Source organism: Streptomyces laculatispora (genome assembly GCF_017353455.1).
Taxonomy (GTDB): Bacteria; Actinomycetota; Actinomycetes; order Streptomycetales; family Streptomycetaceae; genus Streptomyces; species Streptomyces laculatispora.
Map to the genome: position 1 here is coordinate 1 of NZ_JAFMPZ010000092.1, position 23,271 is coordinate 23,271.

At 70.6% G+C, this 23,271-nt stretch carries 20 protein-coding genes and 2 pseudogenes; 10 read left to right on the plus strand and 12 right to left on the minus strand.

Annotation, left to right across the window (positions count from 1 at the left end; all coding sequences use genetic code 11):
• From J1C73_RS05095 to J1C73_RS05105, 3 genes are all read left to right on the plus strand, one after another.
• Nucleotides 1-1,034 (plus strand): gamma-glutamyltransferase (locus J1C73_RS05095; protein WP_207315276.1); only part of this gene is annotated, 1,034 nt, incomplete at its 5' end.
• A 63-nt stretch (nt 1,035-1,097) separates the two neighbouring features.
• A complete protein-coding gene (locus J1C73_RS05100; RefSeq protein ID WP_207315277.1) occupies nt 1,098-3,398 on the plus strand; it encodes an ATP-binding cassette domain-containing protein in 2,301 nt (766 codons plus the stop codon).
• Between the two features lie 44 nt (nt 3,399-3,442).
• The gene (locus J1C73_RS05105; protein WP_123467593.1) at nt 3,443-3,643 is read left to right on the plus strand and encodes a tautomerase family protein; all 201 of its coding nucleotides are present in this window, start codon (nt 3,443-3,445) and stop codon (nt 3,641-3,643) included.
• Between the two features lie 73 nt (nt 3,644-3,716).
• Here the strand turns inward: J1C73_RS05105 and J1C73_RS05110 are convergent, their stop codons facing one another.
• Nucleotides 3,717-4,898 carry an FAD-dependent monooxygenase gene (locus J1C73_RS05110; RefSeq protein ID WP_207315278.1) on the minus strand — a complete coding sequence of 394 codons (1,182 nt, stop codon included), beginning with the start codon at nt 4,896-4,898 and terminating at the stop codon, nt 3,717-3,719.
• A 202-nt stretch (nt 4,899-5,100) separates the two neighbouring features.
• On the opposite strand from J1C73_RS05110, the gene J1C73_RS05115 reads away from it, so the two are divergent.
• Entirely contained in the window at nt 5,101-7,065 is a 1,965-nt protein-coding gene (locus J1C73_RS05115) for a chorismate-binding protein (protein WP_207315279.1), read from the plus strand.
• 27 nt (nt 7,066-7,092) lie between these two features.
• On the opposite strand, the gene J1C73_RS05120 is transcribed toward J1C73_RS05115, so the two are convergent.
• Nucleotides 7,093-8,538, minus strand: a complete 1,446-nt coding sequence (locus J1C73_RS05120) for a flavin monoamine oxidase family protein (protein ID WP_207315280.1) — start codon at nt 8,536-8,538, stop codon at nt 7,093-7,095.
• Nucleotides 8,539-8,779: 241 nt separating this feature from the next.
• Here J1C73_RS05120 and J1C73_RS05125 point away from each other — a divergent pair, with 241 nt between their 5' ends.
• Nucleotides 8,780-9,424, plus strand: a complete 645-nt coding sequence (locus J1C73_RS05125) for a trimeric intracellular cation channel family protein (protein WP_207315292.1) — start codon at nt 8,780-8,782, stop codon at nt 9,422-9,424.
• Nucleotides 9,425-9,957: 533 nt separating this feature from the next.
• On the opposite strand, the gene J1C73_RS35400 is transcribed toward J1C73_RS05125, so the two are convergent.
• The 6 genes and pseudogenes from J1C73_RS35400 to J1C73_RS05155 all read right to left on the minus strand — a co-directional run bounded on the left by J1C73_RS35400 (nt 9,958) and on the right by J1C73_RS05155 (nt 13,869).
• The gene (locus J1C73_RS35400; RefSeq protein ID WP_207315281.1) at nt 9,958-10,122 is read right to left on the minus strand and encodes an SDR family oxidoreductase; all 165 of its coding nucleotides are present in this window, start codon (nt 10,120-10,122) and stop codon (nt 9,958-9,960) included.
• Complete coding sequence (locus J1C73_RS35405; protein WP_207315282.1) at nt 10,092-10,514, minus strand: SDR family NAD(P)-dependent oxidoreductase; 423 nt, start codon at nt 10,512-10,514, stop codon at nt 10,092-10,094. The genes J1C73_RS35400 and J1C73_RS35405 overlap by 31 nt, the downstream gene beginning before the upstream one ends.
• Before the next feature lie 94 nt (nt 10,515-10,608).
• Nucleotides 10,609-11,907, minus strand: coding sequence for an amidohydrolase (locus tag J1C73_RS05140; protein WP_242643749.1), 1,299 nt, complete (start codon nt 11,905-11,907; stop codon nt 10,609-10,611).
• A 252-nt stretch (nt 11,908-12,159) separates the two neighbouring features.
• The gene (locus J1C73_RS05145; RefSeq protein ID WP_207315283.1) at nt 12,160-12,429 is read right to left on the minus strand and encodes a hypothetical protein; all 270 of its coding nucleotides are present in this window, start codon (nt 12,427-12,429) and stop codon (nt 12,160-12,162) included.
• Between the two features lie 164 nt (nt 12,430-12,593).
• Nucleotides 12,594-12,998 (minus strand): annotated as a pseudogene (locus J1C73_RS05150) (MFS transporter); the annotation flags it as partial.
• Nucleotides 12,999-13,314: 316 nt separating this feature from the next.
• Nucleotides 13,315-13,869, minus strand: coding sequence for a YceI family protein (locus J1C73_RS05155; RefSeq protein ID WP_307797606.1), 555 nt, complete (start codon nt 13,867-13,869; stop codon nt 13,315-13,317).
• Between the two features lie 392 nt (nt 13,870-14,261).
• Between J1C73_RS05155 and J1C73_RS05160 the strand changes: the two genes are divergently transcribed.
• On the plus strand, nt 14,262-14,864 hold the full coding sequence (locus J1C73_RS05160) for a DUF421 domain-containing protein (RefSeq protein WP_207315286.1): 603 nt from the start codon (nt 14,262-14,264) through the stop codon (nt 14,862-14,864).
• 19 nt (nt 14,865-14,883) lie between these two features.
• On the opposite strand, the gene J1C73_RS05165 is transcribed toward J1C73_RS05160, so the two are convergent.
• Entirely contained in the window at nt 14,884-15,555 is a 672-nt protein-coding gene (locus J1C73_RS05165) for an HAD family hydrolase (protein WP_207315287.1), read from the minus strand.
• A gap of 513 nt (nt 15,556-16,068) precedes the next feature.
• On the opposite strand from J1C73_RS05165, the gene J1C73_RS05170 reads away from it, so the two are divergent.
• Nucleotides 16,069-17,115 (plus strand): glucose 1-dehydrogenase, encoded by a 1,047-nt coding sequence (locus tag J1C73_RS05170; protein ID WP_207315288.1) that lies wholly within the window; start codon nt 16,069-16,071, stop codon nt 17,113-17,115.
• A gap of 209 nt (nt 17,116-17,324) precedes the next feature.
• On the opposite strand, the gene J1C73_RS05175 is transcribed toward J1C73_RS05170, so the two are convergent.
• Complete coding sequence (locus J1C73_RS05175; protein ID WP_123467614.1) at nt 17,325-18,002, minus strand: uracil-DNA glycosylase; 678 nt, start codon at nt 18,000-18,002, stop codon at nt 17,325-17,327.
• A gap of 218 nt (nt 18,003-18,220) precedes the next feature.
• Between J1C73_RS05175 and J1C73_RS05180 the strand changes: the two are divergent.
• The 3 genes and pseudogenes from J1C73_RS05180 to J1C73_RS05190 all read left to right on the plus strand — a co-directional run.
• A pseudogene (locus tag J1C73_RS05180) lies at nt 18,221-18,556 on the plus strand (uracil-DNA glycosylase family protein); the annotation flags it as partial.
• A complete protein-coding gene (locus J1C73_RS05185) occupies nt 18,553-19,617 on the plus strand; it encodes an N-acetylglucosamine kinase (protein ID WP_307797607.1) in 1,065 nt (354 codons plus the stop codon). The pseudogene J1C73_RS05180 and the gene J1C73_RS05185, both read left to right, overlap by 4 nt.
• Before the next feature lie 95 nt (nt 19,618-19,712).
• A complete protein-coding gene (locus J1C73_RS05190; RefSeq protein WP_207315289.1) occupies nt 19,713-20,636 on the plus strand; it encodes a sirohydrochlorin chelatase in 924 nt (307 codons plus the stop codon).
• 136 nt (nt 20,637-20,772) lie between these two features.
• Here J1C73_RS05190 and J1C73_RS05195 read toward each other — a convergent pair whose 3' ends face one another.
• On the minus strand, nt 20,773-21,843 hold the full coding sequence (locus J1C73_RS05195; RefSeq protein ID WP_207315290.1) for a lactonase family protein: 1,071 nt from the start codon (nt 21,841-21,843) through the stop codon (nt 20,773-20,775).
• A gap of 105 nt (nt 21,844-21,948) precedes the next feature.
• A partial coding sequence (locus tag J1C73_RS05200; protein WP_207315291.1) for an FUSC family protein occupies nt 21,949-23,271 on the minus strand: 1,323 nt, incomplete at its 5' end.

Consider the following 23,271-nt stretch of genomic DNA (forward strand, 5'->3'; position numbering starts at 1 on the left):
GGCGGCCGGGGCTGGAGCAGTCGCTGAGCCTGGAGTACCGGGGCCATAGGGTGCACAAGGCGGGCCCGTGGTCGCAGGGCCCGGTCTTCCTCCAGCAACTGGCACTGCTGGAGGGCTTCGACCTGGCCGGGATGGGGCCGGGCAGCGCCGCGTACGTGCACACGGTGGTCGAGGCCGCCAAGCTCGCGTTCGCCGACCGTGAGGCGTGGTACGGCGACCCGGCCCACGCGGACGTGCCGCTGCGAACCCTGCTGGACCCCGCGTACGCCGCCGAACGGCGCGCGCTCATCGGGTCCGAGGCCTCCGTCGAGCTGCGGCCCGGCCGGCCCGACCGGCGCGAGCCCCTGCTCCCGCCGCTGCACGACGAGAGTGCCGCACCGGCGGACCCGGCCTGGCTGGGTGAGCTGGAGCAGGGCATTCCGGCCATCATGAAGCTGACCGCCGCCACCGGCGACACCTGCTGCGTCACCGCCACCGACGCCGCGGGCAACATGGTGGTGGCGACGCCCAGCGGCGGCTGGCTCAAGAGCTCTCCGGTGATACCGGGGCTGGGCTTCCCCCTCGGTACCCGCGGCCAGATGGCGACGCTGATGCCGGGTCACAGCAACACACTGGCGCCGGGGAAGCGCCCGCGGACCACGCTCAGCCCGACCATGGTCCTGCGGGACGGGCAGCCGTACCTGGCGTTCGGCACACCCGGCGGCGACCAGCAGGACCAGTGGACCCTGGGCTTCTTCCTCAACCACGTGGACCACGGCATGGGCCCGCAGGCGGCTGTCGAGGCGCGGACCTTCCACACCGACCACGTACCCACGTCGTTCGCCCCGCGCCGGTTCCGCCCCGGAACCGTGGTGCTGGAGAGCGGCTGGCCGGCTGCGGAGCTGGAGCTGCTGCGGCGGCGGCGGGGCCACGAGGTGGAGCTGGCGCCCGACTACTCGCTGAGCAAGGTGTGCGCCACCGGTCTGACGGGCGACGGCCTGGTGCTCGGAGCGGCCAGCCCACGCGGCGCGCAGGCCTACGCGGTCGCCGGGTAGGAGGGGAGCACATGAAATGATTTCCACAGGGAAACCACCCGTCCAGCTATGGAAGGGGCTGACATGGCGGCTCACCGGAAGACCGACCCCGAAGACTTCATCGTTCTGGGCGAGGCCAGGCAGAACAATCTCAAGGGCATCGACCTGCGCATTCCGAAGAGGAAGCTGACCGTCTTCACCGGGGTCTCCGGATCGGGGAAGTCCTCGGTGGTGTTCGACACCATCGCGATCGAGTCCCAGCGGCAGCTCAACGAAACCCTGCCGGCCTTCGTCCGCAACCGGATGCCCAAGTACGAGCGGCCGGACGCCGAGGTGATGAAGAACCTCTCCACGGCGATCGTCATCGACCAGCGGCAGGTCGGCGGCAACGCCCGCTCGACGGTCGGCACGATGACCGAGATCCTGCCCATGCTGCGGGTGCTCTTCTCCCGCGCGGGCAGCCCCGGTGCGGGCCCCTCCCACCTGTACTCCTACAACGACCCGCGCGGTATGTGCGAGGCGTGCCAGGGGCTCGGCACGACGGCGCGGCTGGAACTCGACCGGCTGCTCGACGAGAGCAAGAGCCTCAACGAGGGGGCCATCGGCTTCCCGTCGTTCGCGGTCGGCACCTTCCAGTGGCAGCTCTACGGCGAGTCCGGGCTCTTCGACCCGGACCTGCCGTTACGCGACTTCTCCGCGAAGGACCGCGAACTGCTGCTGTACGGCCAGGGGTTCACCGTCGACCGGGCCGGCCGCAACGGTGTGTACAAGAACGAGTACGAGGGGATCGTCAAGCGCTTCACCCGCCGGTACGTCAAACCCGGACTGGACCACGCGAAGGGCAGGGAACGCGAGGCGATCGAACGGGTGGTGACCCGGGGCCCCTGCGCCGTCTGCCACGGCGGCCGGCTCAACAAGGCGGCCCTCGCCTCGCGCATCGACGGGGACAACATCGCGGACTTCGCCGCGCTGGAGATCACCGAGCTGACCGAGCGGCTCGCCCGTGTGGACACGCCGGCCGTCAAGCCGGTGGTGGACGGCGCCCGGGCCGCGCTGGAGCGCATCACGTCCGTCGGGCTCGGCTATCTGTCCCTCGGGCGGCAGACCACGTCCCTGTCCGGCGGCGAGGCCCAACGGCTCAAGATGGTGCGGCACCTGAGCAGCAGCCTGACCGGTCTCACGTACATCTTCGACGAGCCCAGCGTCGGCCTCCACCCGCGCGACGTGCGGCGCATGAACGAGATCCTGCTCGCGCTGCGCGACAAGGGGAACACCGTCCTGGTCGTGGAGCACGACCGGGACGTCATCGCGATCGCCGACCACGTCATCGACATGGGCCCCGGGGCCGGCCGCGACGGCGGCGAGGTGACGTTCGAGGGCACCCCGGCCGGTCTGCGCAGGTCCCGCACCGTAACCGGCAAGCAGCTGAGGAGCATTCCCGGGCTCAGGAAGCGGTACCGCTCCCCCACCGGCGCCCTGACTGTTCGCGACGCCGACCTGCACAATCTGCGCGATGTCACGGTCGACATCCCCACCGGGGTGCTGACCGCGGTGACCGGTGTGGCCGGTTCCGGCAAGAGCACCCTCATCTCCAAGGTGTTCACCGCGCAGTACCCCGGGGCCATCGTGATCGACCAGTCGTCGGTCGGCATCTCCCTGCGCTCCAACCCGGCCACGTACACCGACATCATGGACATCCTGCGGCGGCGGTTCGCCCGCGCCTCCGGCGAGAAGCCGGGCCTGTTCAGCTTCAACTCGGAAGGCGCCTGCCCGGAGTGCAAGGGCAAGGGCGTCATCGAGACGGACCTGGCCTTCATGGACCCCGTCACCACCATGTGCGAGCGCTGCGACGGCCGGCGGTTCAACGACGAGGCCCTGCGCCACACCGTGGACGGCAAGACCGTCGTCGACGTCCTGGACATGACGGCCGAGGAGGCGGCGGGCTTCTTCGACGACGCGCCCGCCCTGCGCAGGCTGGCCCTCCTCACCGAGGTCGGGCTCGGCTACCTGACCCTGGGCCAGCCGCTGTCCACGCTCTCCGGCGGCGAGCGGCAACGCCTCAAGCTGGCGCACCGCCTCAAGGAGACAGGCAGCGTCTACGTCTTCGACGAGCCGACCACCGGCCTGCACATGAGCGACATCGGCCGGCTGCTGGAGCTCTTCGACCGGCTCGTGGACAGCGACAACACCGTGATCGTGATCGAGCACGACCTCGACGTGGTCAAGCACGCCGACTGGGTCGTCGATCTCGGTCCGGAGGCCGGCGCCCAAGGTGGGCGTGTGGTGTTCGAGGGCACGCCCGCCGAACTGGCCCGGACGACGCACTCGCACACGGGCCGCAGTCTCGCCGCGGACCTGCGCGACCGGCAGAACGCGTCGTCCTGAAGCACGTCTCATCCGCAGCACGCACCCATCGAAAGGAGTTCGGCATGCCTCTCATCCACGTCACTCTGCTGGACGGACGGTCGCCGCAGGAGGTGGCGTCCCTGGGCCGGGCGCTCACCGCCGCGGTGCACGAGACCCTCGGCACCCCGGTGGACGCCGTGCGGGTGATCGTGGAGGAGGCGTCGCCGACGCACTGGTTCGTGGGCGGCAGGTCGGTGGCCGAACGGCGCTCCGCCCCCTCGTGACCCGGTGCCGGGGAAGAGGGCGACGGGCCCTTCGGCCACTTCGGCCGAGGGGTCCGTCGCGGTGAGCGCCGGGTCAGCGGGCGGCGGTGCCGCGCAGCCGGCTGTCGGCGCGGGCGAAGCGGTCGCGGATCAGCTCGACGCGGTCCGGGGACCATGACGGCAGGTCGTCCTGGGTGAGCCGCCCGCTGCGGGTGATCAGGTGGGCGTTGAACGCCTCCAGGCCGAGGTCCGTGTACCGGTCCAGTTCCCCGAACCACTCCTGGCTGATCCGTGCGGTGCGCTGCATGGACTCCGTGTCCGGCCTGCGCTCCGCCTCGTAGGCGATGAGTGCCTCGGGCACCGCCCCGTGTTCGTCCACCGCCAGGGCGAGGGCCAGGCCGTCCTCCATGGCCAGCCTGGTCCCCGATCCGATGGAGAAGTGCGTGGTGTGCGCGCTGTCCCCGAGGAGGGCGACGGTGCCGTGGCTCCAGCGCCGGTTGCGGACGACGGCGAAGCGCCCCCACCGCGACTTGTTCGTCCGCAGCCGGTGGCCCTCCAGTACGTCGACGAAGAATCCGGCGATACGGTCGGCGTCGGCCCGGCTGCCGCCCGGCGTGCCGGCTCCCCGCCCGGTGAACCCGGCGGCCTCCCAGACGTGGTCGTCGACCTCGGCGATGAACGTACTGAGCCCGGGGGCGTAGGGGTAGGCGTGTGCGTGCATCGTGCCGAACTCCGTGTCGGCGACGGCGAAGGTCAGGGCGGTGAAGGTCCGGTCGGTGCCGAGCCACAGGTACCGCGATCCGCGCTCGCCCCCTTCGGTACCGAACTCCTCGCGGTGGGCCTCGCGCGTCGAGGAGTTGACGCCGTCGGCCGCCACCACCAGGTCGTACGTCCCGGCCAGCAGGGCCGCTTCGGGGGCGCGCGTGCCGTAGCGGATGGTCACGCCCAGTTCCGTGCAGCGCGTGCGCAGCATGCTCAGCAGGACGCGCCGGCCGATCGCCGAGAAGCGGTAGCCCCCGTTGCGCACGATCCGGCCGCGGTGGTGGACGTCGATCCTGGACCACTGCTCGCATGCGGCGGCGAGGCGGGCGAACAGCCGGGGGTCGGCCGCCTCGATACCGCCGAGCGCCCCCTCGGAGAAGACCACGCCGAAACCGAAGGTCTCGTCGGGGGCGTTGGCCTCCCAGACGTCGATCTCGCATGCGGGCCGGAGCCGCTTGACGAGTGCGGCCGTGTAGAGGCCGCCGGGGCCGGCTCCGATGATCGCGATACGCATGACACCTCACTGGGACTCGGTCGAGTGACTCGGTGGCGCGCGGGCAGACCTGGCGGCCGGCCTGCGCAATCAGAACAGCCGCGGCAAGTGGCCCTGCTGATGGACGACTTGAAGCCCGTCAGGTCATAACTCCTGTCCGCTGGGGCACCAGTTGAATCAGACCGATCGGCCGGCGTCCGGCGGGCCGAGAAGGGGACCGGACATGGGACCAACGCACTTCGACGTCACCGGCATGAGCGGCGTTCGCGTACTGGAGCGTCTGTACGGGACGGCCCCGCCGCCCTTCGCCCTGCTGCGCAGACAGCGCGCCGACGGGCACGGACCGGGCCCGGTGGAGGTGTTGTTCGGGGAGATGGAGACCGTCCGCTCGCTGGACGAGGCCGGACCGGCCGACGCCTCGCGGGGCCCCGGCACCCTGGCCCTGCTGCCCTTCCGGCAGGTGGCCGAGCATGGCCTGCGATGCCACGACGACCACACCCCACTGCGCGTCCTGCGGATCTCCGAGCACCACGTACTGCCGGAGGGGGCGCTCACGCGCCGCCTCGGCGCGCCGGTGCGGTGGCAGGACGCGGGTTTCACCACGGACGACGCCCACTACGAGGGGCTGGTACGTGAGTTCGCCGCCTCGGACGCGGCCCGCGGGGGGCTGAACGTGCTGCTCCGGCGCGACTACACCGCCCGGCTGCCCGGCTTCCGCCCGGCGGTCGCGGTGGAGCTGTTCCGACGGTTACTGACCACCGAGTCGGGAGCGTACTGGACGTTCCTCGTGCACACCGGGGGCGAGCGGCCCACCACGCTGGTGGGGGCGACCCCGCAGGGCCACGTGGCCATCGAGGACCGCCGGGTGGTGATGAACCCCCTGTGCGGTACGTACCGCTATCCGCCCCACGGGCCGCGCACCGGGGAACTGCTCGCCTTCCTCGCCGACCGCAAGGAGTCCGAGGAGCTGGCGACCACGGTGGACGCGGAGCTGACGGTACTGTGCGCGCTGGCCGGCCCGGGTGTACGGGTGGAGGGGCCGTTCCTGCGGAGGATGGCCCATCTGCTGCACACGCAGTGCCGGATCAGCGGCCCCTCGGTGGCGAGTGCCCGCGAGACCCTCTCACGGGCGCTGTTCGCCTCCACGGCGGTGGGAAGCCCGTTTGCCGAGGCGTGCCGGGCCATCCACCGTTACGAGACGACCGGCCGGGGCTACTACGGCGGGCTCCTCGCGCTGATGGGCCGCGACGACCGGGGCGACGAGGAGCTGGACTCCTCGGCGGTGATACGCACCCTGGACATCGATCACCTGGGCCGTGCACGGCTGTCGGTGGGGGCGACCGTCGGCAGCCGGTCGTCGCCGGAGTCGGAGGCGGCCGAGACGCGGACCAAGGCAGCCGCCCTACTGACGGCTCTGACGACGCAGCCGCCCCCGGTGGCCTCTCCCCCGCGCCGCGGGCCTGCCGGCACCGTCCCCGGCGCCGGCGGGCCGGGCGGCGACGGTACGGACGCCCACGGGCCCGTTCATGACGTCCTGGTCCGGCGGCACGCGGCGCTCTCGTCGTTCTGGACGAAGGGCATGAGCGCGCCGACGGTGCGCGGCGACCAGGTGCTCGTGCTCGACCCGGGCGGGGAGGACCTGACCGCCCTGGTCCATATGGTGACCTCGGTGCACGGCCCGGCAGAGGTGCTCCGGTACGAGGATCCCGACGCGGGCGACACCCTGTCGCGGCACCGGGGGCCCGTGCTGCTGGCCTCCGGACCGGGCCGGCCCGACGACCCCGGCAGCCCCCGGATGGCGGCGCTCCGACAGATCAGCGCGTCCCTCGTGCGGGGGCGGTCGCCTGGGGGCGCCCCGGTGGCCGGGGTGGGGCTCGGCTTCCAGTTGCTCGCGCTCGCCGCCCTGCCGGACGCGCGGGTCACGGCCAGGACCGGCACCGGACTCGGCAGGGACGTCGAGGTCTTCGGCCGACTGGTCACGGCGGCCTTCCGCAACACCTATGCGCTCACGTCCGGCCCGGCCGGCGCAGCGCCTGCGCGACGCCACGATCCGCCCGCCCTGTGCCTCGGCCCGGACGGGCGGGAGCTGGTCGCGATGCACGGCGCGGCCGTCCGGGGCGTGCAGTTCCGCCCGGAGTCGGTCATGACCACCGGCGGGGCCGACGTGCTGCGCTCGCTCCTGCGCTGAACCCGGCCGGGCCCCGCCGGACCGTCCTCAGGGGGTACCGGTCTGGCCGAGCTCCAGGACGGTGCGGGCCGCGGACTCCAGAGCGAAGGTCATCGAGCCGCCGTTGGGCTCGAACCCGGCATGGTCCCCGGCGAAGTGGACGCGCCCCTCCGGCCTGCGGATCACCGGCAGCAGGGCGCTGTGTCCGCGCTCAGGAAGGATGTACGCCCCTTCCGCGTAAGGCCGTTCGTCCCAGCAGACGGACGCGCCGGTCTCGAAGTGGTCGCGGGCGCCGGGGAGCATCCGGTCGAGTTCGGTGAGCACGAAGTTCTGGCGCTCCTCCTCCGTCATGACGGAGACCGCCCTGGCACGCCACCCCGTCATCAGGCACTCCATGATCTTCCTGGGTCCCGGCAGCTGGGGCGTCGCGTCGCGTATCCAGCGTATGGCCAGGTCGGTGGAGAAGCTCGCGTTCCGCTGCGGCCAGAACTGGCGGCGCATCTGGAGGTACACCCGGACGACGGACGAGTACTTCACCCGGCGCATCGCGTCGTGCTTCGCGTCGGAGAGACCCGCATCGGTGAAGTCGATGTGCCGGATCGCGCTGAACGGGACGGTGACGATGACCCGTTCAGCTTCCATGGTCTGCAGGCTGCCGTGGTCGAGGTAGGTGACCCGGGCCCGCTCCTCGTCCTGTTCGACGCGGACCACGGGACGGCGGTAGCGGATCCGGCTCTTGAGCCGTTCCGCGAACGCCTGCGGGAACCGGTCGGTGCCACCCTTCACCTTCGCCCAGCGGGGGTCGGCGTTGCTGAGCGAGTGCGGGCTCGCCTCGTGGCGCAGCCAGGAAAGCGCGGACGCCGTCTTCAGGTCGCCTCCGCGCATCTCCAGGAACATGGGCTCCATGAGATTAATGGCCGCCTGGGAGGCGCCACGGTCCGTGAGGACCTGGTGGACCGATCGCCGGTCGTAGGGGGCGAGCAGCTCCGTGGCCTCCCAGTCGGGGGCGCTGAGGTCCGGCTGGAGGCTGCCGCTGACTGCGGTCACGTACCGCTCGATCATGCCCGCGACGCCGAGCTTCTCCTCGTGCGGGTGGAGTTCCAGTCCCGCTGACGCCACCGCCTCCGGGTCGGGGGTGAAGAACCGGCCCCGGGCGAAGTAGGAGAACGTGGTGTCGAGGAGATCGGCGGTCTCCGTCTCCACTCCGAGTTCGCGCAGGTAGTGCATCGCGTAGTGACAGTGCGGCGTCAGCGTCATCGCACCCGCCTCCGCGTGCAACCCGTCGGCGAACGGGGCCCGTAACGTGTAGGCGCGCCCGCCGGGCCGGGTGTCCGCTTCGAGGACGGTCACCTCGCAGTCGCGCGCGGCGAGTTCGTAGGCCACGGCCAGGCCGGCGAGGCCGGCCCCGATGACGATCACGGACCGCGGGGGCCGTAGACCCGGCATCCCGCTGTCGAAGGCGCGGCGTACCTCCGTCTGCGTGGCTTCACGCATGGGCGTTCTCCGTTCCGATCAGTCGAACAACAGTGCTCCTCCCGCTCTTGCCCCGTGTACCACCTGCCAACCGACCGGGATCGGCGAGCGCCCCCGGCACCGACAAGAGGCGCCGACGGCCCGACCGTAACGCCGTGGTCTGCCCGACAGAGCGCCGGCCCGGTGCAACGATCGCGCCCTGTGCGGGTGAGCCCGGCGCATCTGCGAAGCCGGAGCGTCTCGTGGGGGTATGCAGGTTGGTATGAGTTCCGAACCTGCGCCGTTGCTCGCCCTGGACCTGACCGGCACGTTCGCCTTCGGACTGAACGGGGCGCTGACGGCGGTGCGGGCCGCACGGCTGGATGTGGTCGGTGTGGTCGTTCTCGGCATGATCACCGCGCTGGGTGGCGGCGTCATCCGCGACGTCCTCATCGACTCGCTGCCCCCTGCCACCCTCGTGGACTGGCGCTTTTACACGCTCGCCGCCGCCGGGGGGCTGATCGCCTTCGCTCTCAGCAAGCACCTGCGCCGGATCGGGACGGCGATCACCGTGCTCGACGCGCTCGGATTGAGCGCTTTCGCAGTGATCGGCGCAAGCAAGGCATTGCAGTCCGGGTTGGGCGTAGCGCCCGCGGTCCTGCTGGGGGTGATCACCGCGGTGGGCGGAGGGACGATCCGCGACACGCTCGTCGGTCAGGTCCCGTCGGTGCTGCGCAGCGGCCTGTACGCCATCCCCGCCCTGGTGGGCGCCTCGGTGACCGTCGCCACCATCGAATGGGGTGTCTATGGCCTACCGGCCGCGCTGGGAGCCGCATTGACCTGTTTCTTGATCCGGATGATCGGCATCCGCTTCAGCCTCAACGCCCCCGAACCACCGGAGACCCGCGAGCGCAAAGCAGATACCTGACCGCTCCCCACCGTATTCGGCCTGGAAGGCATGATGGCCCCACGCCTCGCGTCATGGAAGCATCAGCACCCAGCTGCGGAACGCTGGTAACCAGCGCCCTGAGGGAGCGAACGAGTTTCAGCCTCTCCTTCCGTGCCGCGAGGTACAGCAGCGGGATGAAGTGGTCCGGGGTGGGTGCCGCAGTGCGGTAGTCCGGTGGCCCTGCAGGCGGGAACGGGTTCGGGGTCGACCGACGTCTTCCGTATCGCGGGCAGTGCGCCCAGTGCGCTCCTCCGAGCCCCTGCCGGCAGGCAAGCTCCCCGCAGCGCGTCGCCGCGAAGTTCATGCGGCCGACGCAGTGTCCTGGGCTGTCCTGGAAACCGGCGGACCGGCGGACCGGCGGACCGGGAACTCTGGTGACCGCGCGTCCTCCCCGGGTGCGTGCCGGCTCCATGTGACTACCGCGACCCTCGGCTCGGTGTGCCGGCTTGTCGGTTGGTCCGTCATACCACTCCCTGATCTCTGCGGCGAGGCCCGCGTCTCTGGCTGTGGGGTCATTGCGCGGACTTGGAGCCGCCGTCAATCGGAATGGTCTGGCCGGTGATCGACCGGGCGCTGTCCGATGCCAGGAACAGAGCGAGCCCGGCGATGTCCGTGGGGTCGACGAAGTGCTTCAGCGCCTGGATACTCAGGGCGTCGGCGGTGGCCTCTTCCAGCACTGCGTCCGGTGGTCTCTGCCCTGTTTCGCAGTACCCGTCTGGATGCGCTCGACGTCGACCGCGCCGGAGGCGATCGCGTCGCCCCGGATACCGGCCCCTCCGAGTTCCAGGGCCAGTGTCTCGGTGAGCCCGAGGAGTCCGCGTTTGGTGGTGGCGTAGGGACTCCGGTTCGGATAGCCGAAGCGTCCGCCCACCGAAGACATGTTGATGATGACCCCGGAGCCGGACTGTCTCAGAAACGGAATGGACAGTCGCGTGACGTCGAACGTTCCGGTGAGGTTGACCGCAAGGACCGCGTCCCGCCGAAGCCCCTCAGCCATCTCCCCCTCCAAACTCGCTAGGTGTCTCCCTGTATAGACGATGCCCCCGGTCACGGCGGACTGCCAGTCCAACCAGGGCTGCGGTGGATCCACCGCCTGAGGTGAGGGCGGGAGCATCGCCCATACCTGGAGATCGGGCGTCTGAGGCGTCGCCGGGTGCGCCGCTTCAGGAGCTTTCGCCGTCGGGGCTGGCGAGCCGGGTCAGGGAGGCGACAACCAGGGCCTGCACGCCGGTGTCCAGGGTGGGCTGGAGGACCGGTGCGAAGCGGGCGCTGTGGTTGACCGGAATGTCCTGGGCGAGGGTGCCGCGCTGCTCGGCCGCCCGGTAGGTCTCGGGGTCGATGCAGCCGATGCCCCAGTAGGTGTACGGGATACCGAAGGCGTCCGGGATCCGGCTGAAGTCCTCGCTGGCGCTCTGCAGTTCACTGGTATGGGCACGCTCCCCGAAGTACGCGGTGAACGCTTCGGAGACTGCGCCGGTGATGGCCTCGTCGTTGACGGTCGGCGGGAAGCGGCCGCCCTCTTCGTAGTCCGGGTCCCGGGTCGCGCGGGACGCGTCGCACTCGGCTTTGACGATGCGCCGCACAGCCGCCAGGACGTCTTTACGGGTGGCCTCGTCGTAGGTGCGCACGTTGAGCTGAATCTCGGCCGAATCCGGGATCACGTTGCCGGTCGTACCCGCGTGAAGGGAACCCACAGTCAGGACTGCGGGCTGAGTGGCAGCCAGCTCACGGGAGGTGATCGTCTGGAGGCGGACCACGATCATCGAAGCCATGACTACAGGATCGATCGCGGCCTGGGGCGCGGAGCCGTGGGCACCCCTCCCGTAGACGGTGATCTTCAAGTTGTCCGCCGCCGAGAGAAAAGATCCGGAGCGGGTACCCAGGAGCCCGGCGGGATAGGGCAGTACGTGCTGGGCGAATGCGAGGTCCGGGCGGGGGATGCGGTCAGCGAGACCGTCGGCGACCATGCGGTCGGCGCCGTCCCCCGATTCTTCCGCGGGCTGGAACAACGTGACGAGTGTGCCCTGCCACGCTCCCGGGGAGCCCGACATCAGCCGCGCCGCGCCCAGCAGGCAGGTGACGTGCATATCGTGGCCGCAGGCGTGTGCCACGGGCACTTCCCGACCGGACGCGCCTGCCGCGGTAACCGCGCTGGCATACGGTAGACCGGTTTCCTCTCGGACCGGCAGAGCATCCATGTCAGCCCGCAGGAGGACGACCGGCCCCTCGCCGTTGGCCAGCACGCCGACCACTCCGGTGCCGCCGACGCCCTTGTGCACCTGGTAGCCCCAGCCCGTCAGGCACTGTGCCACGCGGGCCGCGGTCCGGTGTTCCCGGTGGCCCAGCTCTGGATGGGCGTGCAGGTCCTTGCAGAAGTCCTCCAGCTCGGAACGGATACCCGCCAGTCCGGCCAGGACGTCGTCCGCGTGGGCCTTCATGCCCATGGATTCGTTGATCACCATTGCCCTGCCAACTCCCAACGGATGGGGCTTGGTTCTGATGGGTCATGTTCCCCTGTGCCGGGAGAACCTCGGCTGCCGGTCGCGGCTGGCCCCGCCTCCCGGACCGGAGACGATGCCGATCGCCAGGAATCCGAACGGGCCCAGATGACGGCCCCGGTCCGGCACTCCGCCGAGCACGCTTTTGACGAAGACCCCCTGTGAGATCCAGCGTCCGCGTCACCTCAGCCACCTTCTCCGGCGACAACCAGCCGCTCACACGCCGACACCTCCTTCTTCCGTCAGCGAACCACGGTGCGCGGTCAACCGCCCGTCGCGCATGCCGGCAGCACCCACTCCGCCGGCGGGAGGCAACCACGACCGCTGCGGGTGCCGTCTCCGGAACCGTGAAAGCCGCGACAGTACGGTCTGTACGGGGGCCGAAACGTGCTCGTCCAGCCCGTGTGCCTGCTGCCCACCGGCCCGTTCCGCTTCGGCGGCCTTGTCCGTGGCGACCCCGGCGAACACCATGATGTCGATGGCCACCGCCCGCACGGCGTTGGCACCTCGCTCGCCCCGTGAGGCGTTGAGTGCGACGACGGCCGCCACCGGCGCGAAGAGCGGCTCGTGGTGATGCGCGGGGGGCCTCGCGATCAGCCACGCCGCCGTTGCCGCGCACGTCTGCTGGAGGGTCGGCCACAGCTCGCCCCTGCCGGGATCGCACCCACGGCGAACATCGCACGCCATTGACCACTACTGGCAAAAGCGAGGTTGACGAGGTACGAGATCAGGATCCCGATCGTGATCATGAGCTGATTGAGTGTGAGGAACCGCCCGCGCAGCTCCGTCGGGGAGACCTCCGAGAGATGGATGGGAACGGTCGCAGAGGCCGCACCGACCGCCAGGCCGAGGACGATGCGGCCGATCAGGAGCGTCGCGTAGCGGGGCGCGAACACGAGAATCGCGGTCCCGCCGGTGAATACCAGCCCCTCGATCGCCAGCTTTTTTCTACGGCCCAGCAGGTCCGCCGCCCGCCCCGCCCCCATGGCTCCGATGAGCAGCACGCTGACGATGCTGCTCTGCTCGAAGGAATTGAGGTGGAAGTCACCCTTGATGTCGCTGAGCCGTTCGATGAGCGGGCCGGCGCACCTGGCGGCCGGCGTCAGTGGCGCGGCGACGGCCGCTCCGACGAAGAGCCACCGGGCAGCAGGCTCCACCCCGGGCCCGCGAGGCGACTATCAGCAGGGCCTCGGGACGGCGATGGGGTGGCTCGCCCAGATGGCTGTGGCCACTGCGACGATCGCGGCCCGGCGTGGTCGATGAGGAAGGATCAGCAACCGACGGGGCTCCAGCATGCCGACGCCCAGGGTCTACCCCCTCTGCGGCCAAGCAGGCCGGGACACCCCCGAAGCCTCGCCGTAGTCCGTACCGTCAGACCTGCTTGATCGCGGAAACATCGAACTCCAGTACCACCTTGTCCCCTACCAGGACACCGCCGCCTTCAAGAGCGGCGTTCCATGTCAGGCCGTACTCCTTGCGGCTGACGGTGATGGCGCCCTCGAAGCCCACCCGCTGGTTACCGAAAGGGTCCTGGGCAGCGCCGGTGAATTCGAAGTCGATACTGATCGGCTTGCTGGTGCCCTTGATCTCCAGGTCTCCGGTCAGCCGGAAGTGCGTGTCGTCCACCTGCTCGGCCTTGGTGGAGGTGAAGGTGATCTTGGGGTGATTGGGGGCGTCCAGGAAGTCGTTCGTACGCAGGTGGCCATCGCGGTCGCCGTTACCGGTGTCGATGCTGTCGGCCTGGATGGAGACCGACGCTCTCGACTTGGCCGGGTCGGACCCGTCGAGGTGAAGTGTGCCCTCGAACTCGTGGAACGATCCACGCACCTTGGTGATCATGGCGTGCCGGGCTACGAAGCCGATCCGGGTGTGCGCGGGGTCGAGCACATACGTTCCGGTCAGGTCGGTAAGGGCAGGCGTGGTCACAGGGTGCTCCATCGGGTCGCGCGGGAGTGAGCCCCTCACGCTAGGCCGGACCGGCACTCCCGGAGGGCGGAGCCGCGCCTCGTTCGGCCCCGGGTCATTCCGATGGGCTACAGGGAGGCCCACCCGTCGCGATGTCATCGGCTGCCGGCCGATCCTGCGCACGGCGCATATGCGAAGGCGAGCGGTTCCCCGCGGGCCGCCCCCGCCGGTCCTCGTGGTCATGCGCTGTCCGGCCGGTCGGCCCCCTGTGTGTCGTCGCCTCGACGACGTCCATACGCATCCGCCACATCCGCCACATCGACAGGTGCCGTGGAGACAACGGATCGCCGCCCGGACAAGGCACGATGGGTCACCCGTTGCGGTCGCAGTATCCGCGTCGCCGAGGAGTCTCCGTGTGGCATGACATGTTTGTGATTCAAGTCCCGATCGCGGAAAAGGTGCTGCGCACCGTCCTCGTCTACGTGATCATCGTGGCTCTCTTCCGCTTCAGCGGCAAACGCGGCCTGGCCAATCTGAACACGTTCGACTTCGTCGTGATCTTCCTCCTCGCCAATGTCGTGCAGAACGCCATCATCGGAAGTGATGACAGCCTGCTGGGCGGTGTGATCGGCGCCGTCACGCTGGTCGCCTTGAATGCCCTGCTGAACCGCTGGCTGGCGGCTGACTCGCGCGTGGCTCTCATCGCGGAGGGCACCTCGACGACCGTCATCAAGGACGGCTCGATCTCCAAGAGCGCGTCCAAGCGCCTGGCACTGCGCCCGTCGGAGCTCGAACACGCTGTGCGGCTGCAGAATGGCGAGACGGTCGACGATGTCGCCCTCGGGAGCCTGGAACCGGATGGCCATCTGATCATCGTGCTCAAACCGTCCAAGACACAGGCGAGCCGTGGTGACATCGACCGACTGGAGGAGCGGCTCACGACGATCGAGACATTGCTGCGGTCGAATGCCGCCGGTTCCCACCCGGAGAGCCCGGAGCGGGACACCACTCCATGACAGCGGCCGCAACCCCCGGTCACAGGCCCGGGAACGGGTCCGCCAGGGAATGGAGCACGTGGTCGGCCTTCGCGGCACGCAGCTCTTTCGCACCGTAGTGGCCGCTTGCGACCCCGATCGCCGTCGCGTTCGCCGCATGCGCCGCCTCTATGTCCAGTGGCGTGTCGCCCACTACGTACACCTCGTCCCGGCCGAGAGCCCGTCCATGCAACCGGGCAGCCTTTGCGACGGCCGTCCTGGTCACCTCGCCCCTGTCCGGGGAATCCGAGCCATAGGCGCCGAACAGGAAGTAGCGGCCGAGCTTGCCCGGTTCCAACTTCGTCCTGGCCGCGCCCTCCATGGCCCCCGACGTCAGCCCCAGGATGACCCCGGCGTCCACGATCCGGCGCAGCACCTCCTCGGCACCGTCCAGGACCCGGTAACCATCGGACCGCCAGACGTCGTCCGCCAGGTGCGAGAGGTAGGCGGCGAACAACCGGTTCATCTCGTCAGCGCTGGCGTCCCTGCCGAGCACCCCGCGGAATGTCTTCCGGCCGACCTGCGGATCGGTCTCACCGGCCGAGGTGTGCTGACCGATATCGGCCGCCACACCGTGCAGTTGCTCGAACGCCCACGCCCAGCTGCGAGCCCCCGAACCGCCGGTGTGGACCAACGTTTCATCGATGTCGAACAGCACCGCAAGCGGACCCATTTTCACGTCCCTCCATTCCGTTGCCACGCGCGGCAACGGCTTCCTCCTCAGGATGGAGGTGCCGCGGCGCCTCGGCGAGCCCGGGCGGCGATGCCCGGCCGGTGGAAGGGCCGGCTGATCGCGACAGCAGAGGGGAATGGCACTAGCGTGAAGGTGCAGGTCGGGGCCGGTAGCGCAGCCTGTGAGTCAGCCGCCTCACCAGGTCGGTAAGCATGGGCCGGGCCGGGACCTGGGAGGCCGAAATGACAGCACCACCCTCGGGTACTCAGCACCGGATCGACCACGACGGGCAGGTCGTGCAGTGTACCGAGGCCGTGGCGGGTCCACGTTCGTGCACGGGCGGAACCCGCGGGTCATCGGAGGTTTGTCCCCGCGACGAGATGTGCACGGGTGCCCGCGGCCACTCGATTTGCAGGTAGGGCAGAAGCACCGTGCGCGTTTGGGGCATCGACCCCCACGGCTGAGTGGTGGCACCACCTACGGGGATGCCACGAAGGCAAGGAGGACGTGGATATGAAGGCCATCACTGTCGTACCGGGCAAGCCCAACCAGGTTGAAATCCGTGACGTCGACGAACCAGACCCGGAGCTGGGCTCGTTGCTCGTCGAGGGCCGGCTCCTCGGCATCTGCGGTACCGACATCGACATCGTCGACAAGGGCTACGGTGCGGCGCCAGCCGGTCAGGAGCGTCTGCTCGTCGGGCACGAATCCCTGGGAAAGGTGCTGGAAGCACCTGATGACAGCGGGTTCGCACCAGGGGACCTGGTCGCCGGAATCGTGCGACGCCCTGACCCCGTACCCTGCGGGCCATGTTCAGTCGGCGAGTGGGACTTCTGCCGCAACGGCCTCTACACCGAACGCGGCATCAAAGAGCTGAACGGCTTCGGGTCCCAGCGGTGGCGCAGTGAACCGCAGTACGCGGTCAGACTCGACCCAGCTCTCGCCGAACGAGGGGTCCTGCTCGAGCCCGTCTCCGTACTCGCCAAAGCATGGGAACAGACCGAACGGATCCTGACCCGGTCCTCCTGGAAGCCCAAGGTCGCTCTCATCACCGGCGCTGGGCCCATCGGCCTGTTCGCCGCCATGCTCGGTGTCCAACGCGGCCTGGAAGTACACGTACTCGACCTCAACGACAGCGGACCCAAACCACAGCTCGTCACCGACCTCGGTGGAACATTCCACACCGGCGACGTCCGGGACACCGGCCTGCAACCCGACGTCGTCATCGAATGCACCGGCGCCGGTTCACTCGTCTACGCACTGACGGAAGCAGTCGGGGCCGGCGCCGTCATCTGCCTGACCGGAATATCCTCCGGCAGCCGGAAAGTCGCCGTGGACCTGGACACGACCGCCCGGGAGCTGGTGCTGGAGAACGGCGTCGTCTTCGGCTCCGTCAACGCCGGCCGCCGCCACTACGAACAGGCCGCCGCCGCTCTCGCCAAGGCCGACCCGCGCTGGCTGGACCGTCTCATCACCCGCCGGGTACCGATGAGCGGCTACGCCGACGCCCTGCACAAGCGCAACGACGACGTGAAGGTCGTCGTCGACCTCCAAGCCTGATACCGACGGCACGGGTGCCGACCTCACAGCGCACGAGCCCGCCGGGGGCGCCGAAAACGGAAGGGACCGACGTGAGAATCAACATACGCATCCACGCAGGGAGGCCGGAGCCAATGCCCCAACCCGCAACGCTCGACATGTCTCCGTCTTGGATGCGTTGAGAGGCGTCTGCGTCTGTGCTCGCCGTCTTCTACCTCAATGAACAGGCGTTACGGAAGCTGCCAGTCGACCGGCTGGGCCCCCTGTTGCGTGAGCAGATCGTTCGCCCTGCTGAAAGGCCGTGAGCCGAAGAACCCACGGTCCGCCGATCGAGGCGAGGGATGCGCCGACTCGACGACCGGGTACCGGCCGAGGTGTGAGCGCAGGCTGCGGGCGTCGTTGCCCCAGAGGATCGACACGAGCGGCTTGTCCCGCGCCGCGAGGGCGTGAATCGCCTGCTCCGTCACCGCCTCCCAGCCTTTGCCCCGGTGCGCCCCTGGCTGGCGGGGCGCCGTCGTGAGAACTCTGTTCAAGAGGAGAACACCTTGCTGCGTCCAGGGTGTCAGATCACCGTTGGAGGGCCTTGGCGTACCGACGTCGCGACACATCTCCAGGAATATGTTCTCCAGACTGCCCGGAACGTTTCGCACCTCGGGGGCCACGGCGAAGCTGAGTCCGATGGGCATTCCCGGGGTGGGGTATGGATCCTGTCCGACGATCAGGACTCGGACATCATCGAAGGGCTGCTGGAACGCGCGGAGCACGTTCGGGCCGGCCGGCAGGTACGTTCGGCCGGCCGCGATCTCGGCGCGGAGGAAGTTGCCCATAGCGCCGACACGTTCGGCTACGGGTTCGAGAGCCTTCGCCCATCCCGGTTCGACAAGCTCGTTCAAGGGTCGTGGTGCCATGACCAGTCAGCTTACTCAACCACGTACCGGAGAAGCCCCCTTGCAGGGCGTCCACCCCCAAGGCGCTACCCTTCGTCATCGAGATCATCAAGCCATTCGAGCAGAGCTCGCAGCCACTCAGCAGGAACGAGGGGGGCACGTTGCGTCCAGTGATCAAGCCACTCGCTCACCGTCATCACGCCAGGCCGACCTCTCGTCCCGAATGCCCACATCTCGGAACTCCCGCACACGCGGTGGGGCTGAGCTTCTCCGTGGCGCCCGGCGCCCGCCCGGCGCCCGGCAGCCTGGAGAACATCTTCCGGGAGCTCCACCCGGACCTGGGGCTTCCGCGTCCCTCCAACGGTGATCTGACGCCGTGGGCCGAGCAGGGCGTGCTGCTGCTCCGCGACACCCGCAATCTGCGTCCGTCGCTGGGGGATTTCCCTGCGATCGAGCCCTCGCACCCCTCCCCCACGTCGGCGGACCGCGGGTTCTTCGGTTCACGGCCGGTCAGCCGGACCAATGAGCCGCTGGAGCGCCGGGGCGCCGAGCCGGTCGACCGGCGGCTGCCGTGACGGCCGCGGCCGGCGGCCCCGGACAACGGGGTGACGCCGGGGAGTACGTCCTCGGGGTGGACTCGGGTGGTTCCGGGCTGCGGGTGGCTCTGGGCACCGCGGGCTCGGACGTCCCCCTGGCCACGGCGGCCTGTGCGGGGCCCGTGCGGACCGGGCCCGCCGGTATCGACGCCGCCCATCTGCTGGAACAGCTGCTGCCCACCGTCCGGGAGCTGCTCGCGCGGCACGGCGGCGGAAGCCGGATCGCCGCCGCGGCGATCGGAGCGGCCGGTATGGCCACCCTCGGCGACCAGCTGCGGGCCGAGCTGCCCGTCGCCCTGGCGGACGCGCTCGGTGTGCGACGGCTGGCGCTCGCCGCTGACGCCGTGACCGCGTACGCCGGAGCGGTCGGGCAGCGGCCCGGCGCGGTCGTCGCGGGCGGCACCGGATTGATCGCCCTCGGCACGGATCTGACGCAGTGGCGGCGGGCCGACGGCTGGGGTCATCTGCTGGGCGACAGCGGTGGCGGTGCCTGGATCGGCCGGGCCGGTCTCGATGCGGCGATGCGCGCCCACGACGGGCGGCGCGGCGGGTCACCGGCGCTGCTGGCCCGGCTGGAGGCGGTGTTCGGCCCGGCGCCGGAACTGCCCGGCCTGCTCTACCCGCGTACCGACCGGCCCGCGGTCCTGGCCTCGTTCGCTCCCGAGGTGGCCGCCTGCGCGGCGCACGACCCCGTCGCCGAAGGCATTCTCCGCGACGCCGCCGGACACATCGCGGAGGCGGCCGCCGCCGTGTGCCCGAAGGCCGGGGCGGACGACGAGGCATGCGAAGTGGCGCTGACGGGTGGCTTGTTCCGGATGGGCGACCCGTTGCTCGTACCGCTGCGCGAGGAGCTGGCCCGGCAGCTGCCGCAGGCACGGGCGGTCCCCGGTTCGGGTGATCCCCTGATCGGCTCCCTGCGCATCGCCCAGGCGCTGGCCACCGGTGGTCTGCTCCTGCCGCACCATCCGAGGCTGCTCAGCATTCCGTTGTCCGGGCCGGATCAACGGCGCGACGGAGGGGTGACAGAGCAGGGCAGTTGACCGGTAAGCCGCCCATCGGATAAATGCGGACAGACAACGCTCGACCGGACCCTCCCCGCGCAGTGGGGTACCCAAAACCAGTAGCATGCGGCGCCATGAGCACCCCCACTGGGCCCGCTTCCGGCCTGCCTGTACGAATGCCGCGACCTCGCCAGTCCGGACGGCACCGCCGCCCGGAGCCCGTGGTCGCACCTGAGGGCGCTGCCGCGCTCGTTCTCGCCCTTCCCGGTACCCCCTCTTCGGCCAGCCGCAGTCTGGCCGAAGAGGTGATCAGCATTGCCCGCTCCGAGCTGCCCGGCCTGAACGCCCTGATCGGTTACCTCGACGGTGACGATGCCGAGTACCCCACTCTCGCCTCCGCGCTCGCGCACTCCGCCGCCGAGCGCATCGCGCGCTTCGAGCAGGCGACGGCCGCCGGCCGTGAGGTCGCTCCGCCCGAGGGTCCGGCCGCCGTCGTGGTGCCGCTGCTCGCGGGACCGGACAGCACCCTTGTGCAGCGGATACGCCAAGCGATCACGGACAGCCAGGCACCGGCCGAGCTGACCGATGTGCTAGGCCCGCACCCGCTCCTCGCCGAGGCGCTGCACGTGCGCCTCTCCGAGGCCGGTCTCGCCCGCGCGGACCGTGCGCGGCTGTTCACGGTGGCCACGGCCGCCGACGGCATCGTGCTGGCCACGGTGGGCGGCGAGGAGGCCGTGCAGGCCGCCGGGATCACCGGCATGCTGCTGGCCGCGCGGCTCGCGGTGCCCGTGATGGCCGCCGCACTCGATGTCGAGGGTTCGGTCGCGTCGGTCTCCGCGCAGCTGAAGGACGCCGGCTCGCTCCAGCTGGCGGTCGCACCGTACCTGGTGGGTCCCGAGGTGGCCGAGGGGCTGCTGGACTCCGCCGTCAAGGAGGCCGGCTGCGCGGCGGCCGAGCCGCTCGGCGCCTACCCGGCGATCGGCAAGCTGGTGATGTCGATGTACACCACGGCGCTCGGCATCGCTCCCCCGGTGGCGCAGGGGGCACAGGTTCACTGATCCGTTCCGCCGGGTGGCCCGGCGGCAGGGTGCGTTCCGCGTCACAGGGGCGGGGCCGGGGGCGACCCGGGCCCCGCCCCTGTGACGCGGACGCGGGTGGTGACCCGGTCGGTCCGCCACCCGCGCGTCACGGACCTCAGGCGAAGATCACGCAGGAGGCCGCAGGAGCCTCCAGGGAGCCTTCCTGTCCCGGGATCCCGGTCTCCGGGTCCACGGTGAACCAGGCGACGTTCCCGGACCGCTCATTGGCCGCGTACAGCCGTCGTCCGGTGGGGTCGAGGGCGAGGTCGCGCGGCCAGTGTCCGCCGCAGCTCACCGTGGTGACCAGGGAAACCTTCTCGCCCGCGGCGTCGAGACCGAGCACGGAGATGCTGTCGTGCCCCCGGTTGGCCACCCACAGGAAACGGCCGTCGTGCGCGACGACGACCTCGGACGGGTAGCTCGCCCCGGTGCTGCCCCCGGTCGCCTCGCCGGGCAGTACGGACGTCTCGCCGAGCGGTTCGAGGACCCCAGCGGCGGCGTCCCAGCGGCACACCGTGACCGTGGGTTCCAGCTCGTTCAGCACATAGGCGTGAGCGCCCTCGGGGTGGAACGCGAGATGGCGCGGTCCGGTGCCGGGCCGCAGCGCGGTCTCACCGTGCAGGCGCAGCACCCCGGTGTGCGGGTCGAGCGCGCAGATCCGTACCGAATCTGTTCCGAGGTCGACGCTGAGCACCCAGTTCCCCGAGGGGTCGGGGAGGACCTGGTGGGCGTGCGGGCCCTCCTGGCGGCCGGTGTCCGGCCCGCTCCCCTCGTGCCGGAGCACGCCGGCAGCGGCGCCGAGTGAGCCGTCCTCGAGTACGGGCAGCACGGTGACGCTGCCGGAACCGTAGTTGGCGGTGACCAGCCGGCCGCCCGCGAGTGCCAGGTGCGTGGGGCTGTCGCCGTCCACCGGCTGGGCGGCGCCGATCGGCCGCGGTACGTCGTGGGTGATGTCAAAAGCCGCGGCCGCCCCCTGCTCGGTCTCGCTGACCGCGTACAGGACCGAGCCGCCGGGGCCCCTGCCCCGGCCCAGCACCAGGTACGAGGGATCCGGAACGGCATCCGTCGCGCCGAGGACGGTGAGCGCCCCGGTCTCCTGGTCCACGGCGGCGGCGGTGACTCCCCGCCCGCCCGCCGAGGTGAACGACCCGATGAATGCCCGTCCGGCACCGTTTCTGCTGTCCACCGCACTGCCTTTCTCCGCCGACTGATCACGACAGTGGCGACCGCCGCGATCTTCCGCGGCGACGGTAGCAGTGCGCCCAGGTGGTCTGGACCAAAGGGTGCGGGGTCAGGCTGCGGCGAGCGGTGACCGTGGCGGGCTGTGCAGGGGCGTGGCCAGTTCGGCGAGCGCGCGTTCCAGGCCGTGCAGGTGGGCGAGGGCGGGTTCCGCCGCGGCAGCGTGCGCCGGAAGACCGACGGCGAGCGGGGTGCGGGCCGGCCGCTCGGGGGCGGTCAGCGCTTCCACCGCGCTCTCGACGCGCCAGCAGGCGGCGGCGAGCCGGGCGTCGTGGGAGGCTTCCGGGTCGGCCGCCACGGAGGCCAGTCCGCGTACTTCCCGGGCGCACTCGTCCAGCAGGGCGAGCACATGTGCGGCCCTCGCCCTGCGGGCGCGCAACGGACTCAGCGGGTGCACCAGCGGGGCGAGCGACAGCCGGACGCGCCCCAGGAGGGCCTCCAGCTCGGCGACCCGCGGCGCCGGGTCGGCCGTCGCCGAACCGGAGAGGCGGGCGGCGGCCTCCTCGGTGCAGGCATGCACGCAGCGCAGGGCCCGCTGGATCCAGGCGTCGGTGGTGGCATGCGTGGTGACCGGCAGCACGAGCAGCACCGCGAGCACCGCGCCGAGCGCACCGACGGCCGTCTCACCGAGCCGCAGGGCGAGCAGGGCAGGGTCGAGCACTCCGAGCGCCCCGTAGAGCGCCCCGGCCATCACCGTCACGGAGAACATCATCCAGGTGTACGAGACCGCGGCGGTGTAGAAGATCCCGAACACCCCGACCGCCACCAGGAGGGCGGTGGGTACCGGAGCCCCGTGCAGCGGCACGACGACGCACAGGCCGACGGGGATGCCGATCAGCGTCCCCAGGACCCGGCGGAAGCCGCGTACCAGGGTTTCGCCGCGCGAGGCGGTGTTCACGAAGACCCACCAGGTCGCCCCCACGGCCCAGTACCAGCGCTGGTCGGAGAGGAGCTGCCCCGCCATGAGTGCGACGGTTCCGCCGGCGGCCGCCTGGATCGCCTGGCGGGTGGTGATCCTCGCCAGACCGGTGCCGCTGACCGGAGCGGGCACGGCGGCCGGGGTCAGCCGGCGTTCGTAGCACCAGAGCCCGAAGCGGACGGCCGAGGAGGAGAGCAGTGAGAGGGCGACCGCCGAGTACAGCTCGGGCAATTGTCCGGGCAGCGTGTGGAGGAACTGCGAGGTGAAGAAGGCCATGAACGCGAACACACCGAGTGCGTGTCCGCGCGGCCCCCACCGCCGGGCGTACACGCCCGCCCCCATGACGGCGAGGAAGGCCGCGCCGCGCGCCACCGGTTGGCCGTGCAGCACGGCGGCGAGCGCGAGCACCGGAAAGCCGACGGCGGGCAGCAGTGCGGTGGTGACGGCCTGGCCGCG

Excerpts from the sequence above, each read along its gene's own strand:
- J1C73_RS05100 (WP_207315277.1), top strand. The coding sequence starts at position 1,098 with ATGGCGGCTCACCGGAAGACCGACCCCGAAGACTTCATCGTTCTGGGC.
- J1C73_RS05105 (WP_123467593.1), top strand. The coding sequence starts at position 3,443 with ATGCCTCTCATCCACGTCACTCTGCTGGACGGACGGTCGCCGCAGGAG.
- J1C73_RS05110 (WP_207315278.1), bottom strand. The coding sequence starts at position 4,898 with ATGCGTATCGCGATCATCGGAGCCGGCCCCGGCGGCCTCTACACGGCC.
- J1C73_RS05115 (WP_207315279.1), top strand. The coding sequence starts at position 5,101 with ATGGGACCAACGCACTTCGACGTCACCGGCATGAGCGGCGTTCGCGTA.
- J1C73_RS05120 (WP_207315280.1), bottom strand. The coding sequence starts at position 8,538 with ATGCGTGAAGCCACGCAGACGGAGGTACGCCGCGCCTTCGACAGCGGG.
- J1C73_RS05125 (WP_207315292.1), top strand. The coding sequence starts at position 8,780 with ATGAGTTCCGAACCTGCGCCGTTGCTCGCCCTGGACCTGACCGGCACG.
- J1C73_RS05140 (WP_242643749.1), bottom strand. The coding sequence starts at position 11,907 with ATGGTGATCAACGAATCCATGGGCATGAAGGCCCACGCGGACGACGTC.
- J1C73_RS05165 (WP_207315287.1), bottom strand. The coding sequence starts at position 15,555 with ATGGGTCCGCTTGCGGTGCTGTTCGACATCGATGAAACGTTGGTCCAC.
- J1C73_RS05170 (WP_207315288.1), top strand. The coding sequence starts at position 16,069 with ATGAAGGCCATCACTGTCGTACCGGGCAAGCCCAACCAGGTTGAAATC.
- J1C73_RS05175 (WP_123467614.1), bottom strand. The coding sequence starts at position 18,002 with ATGGCACCACGACCCTTGAACGAGCTTGTCGAACCGGGATGGGCGAAG.
- J1C73_RS05190 (WP_207315289.1), top strand. The coding sequence starts at position 19,713 with ATGAGCACCCCCACTGGGCCCGCTTCCGGCCTGCCTGTACGAATGCCG.